2 protein-coding genes are annotated in these 1,536 nt (G+C 73.2%); one reads left to right on the forward strand and one right to left on the reverse strand.

The features are described from left to right. The coding region (locus tag FHP29_RS02785) for a hypothetical protein (protein ID WP_158296453.1) at window positions 1-632 on the forward strand (632 nt) is incomplete at its 5' end. A gap of 72 nt (window positions 633-704) precedes the next feature. On the opposite strand, the gene FHP29_RS02790 is transcribed toward FHP29_RS02785, so the two are convergent. Next, complete coding sequence (locus FHP29_RS02790; protein ID WP_139621336.1) at window positions 705-1,373, reverse strand: hypothetical protein; 669 nt, start codon at window positions 1,371-1,373, stop codon at window positions 705-707. Window positions 1,374-1,536: the final 163 nt, after the last annotated feature.

Below are 1,536 nucleotides of genomic sequence, written 5' to 3' on the forward strand. Positions count from 1 at the left end.
GGAAGCGCATCACCGTCGGACCGGCGGCCGGGTGGCGCTCGCCGCCGGCCGCGACCGGCTGTCAGGTCCTGCTGCCGACCAGCAGGGCGCGCGGCGTGGTCGTCGAGTCCGTGACGGCCGGCCAGAGTCCGGGGTGCACGGCGGTCGAGGATCTCGCCGAGGCGGTGGCGTCGATCGTCGGGTCGGATCCCGTCGCGGTCCGGCGGACCGACGGTCCGCCGCCCGCCTGCGACCTGCTGGCCGTGGCGACGACCGCGGAGCCCGCATCCGGCACCGGTGACTTCTGCCGCGGCGAGGCCGGGCGACTGCTGCGGATCGTCGAGGACGAGGCACCGCCCTCCGGTGGGGACATCACCGAGGAGTCGACACGGACGATCGCCGGCACCACGGTGTCGCTGCGGCGGTTGAGCTCGACGGCGAAGCTCCGGCAGGAGGGGCGTCGCTGTGTCGGGGTCTGGACGGTGCCGACGCCGGCCGGCTCTCCCAGCGACATCTGGCTGCTGGGCCCGAGCTGTGCCGATGTCGCCGCCATGGCCCGCAAGGCCATCCCGGCGAGCCTGCGGGCGCCCACCCCGTCAGCGGACCTCGCCGCGCCGTTCTATCACGACGACGAGCCGGTCCCGGGCGAATGACGACCCCGGTCTGCCGGGGCTGCGCCGAGTCACCGCAACTGGCTCGCCCGCGCCGGCCCCCGGGCCGGAACCTCACGCCGCGCTGTTCAGCCTCCGCTTGAGCTTGCGGCGCTTGCGATCCAGCTCCTCGAGGCGCAGCTCCAGCGAGGCGTTCCACCGCGCCAGCCGCTCGACCTCCCGCAGCGCCTCCGGCAGGGTCTGCAGCGTCGGGGACACCTGCGGAACGCCGTCGAGCCGCAGGGACGCCGTACCGAAGCCGACGAGCTTGCCGAACGCCTTCCAGACCTGACCCGGCTCGAGGCCGTCGGTCTCGATGACGTGCAGCCGCTCGGGCTTGCGGACCGTGTCCTGCCAGCGGGCGAGGACGGCCGCCTCGTCGTCGCGTCCGGTCGTCACCACGACGTGGACCTGGCAACCCGCGAGGGCGTCGACGAGGAGGGCGATCTGATCGGGGGTCGCGCCGGCGAGCAGCGACTGGCTGAACACGAGATCGCACTTGCTCTTCTGCGCCCGCCGGACCAGGCGGGTCCACTGTCCCTCGACGTCGGAGCGCTTGAGGCCCCACTCCTTGTGGGAGCGGGTCAGCTCGACCGCCGCGCGGAAGCTCTCCGCGGTGGACCGGGCGAGCGAGGCGACGCCGAGCTCGACGAGCGCCGCGTGGTGGTGGGCGAGGGCGGACTCGACGACATCCCCCGCGCCGGGCATGCCGACGTGGATCCAGGCCTTCTGCTTCTTCGCCATGGCGCCAGCGTCCGCCCCGACCGTGAGCGGTGCGTGAACCGCCGGTGACCGGCGGGCAGGGCGCAGGGGAAGGTTGGGTCGACTCCATCAGTAGAACCTGTTCTAGAATCCGCCTAGGCTGTCCCCATGATCACCTCCGACGCGATCGTGTGGAACGCCCCGA

This window comes from Nocardioides albidus, assembly GCF_006335005.1.
Lineage (GTDB): Bacteria > Actinomycetota > Actinomycetes > Propionibacteriales > Nocardioidaceae > Nocardioides > Nocardioides albidus.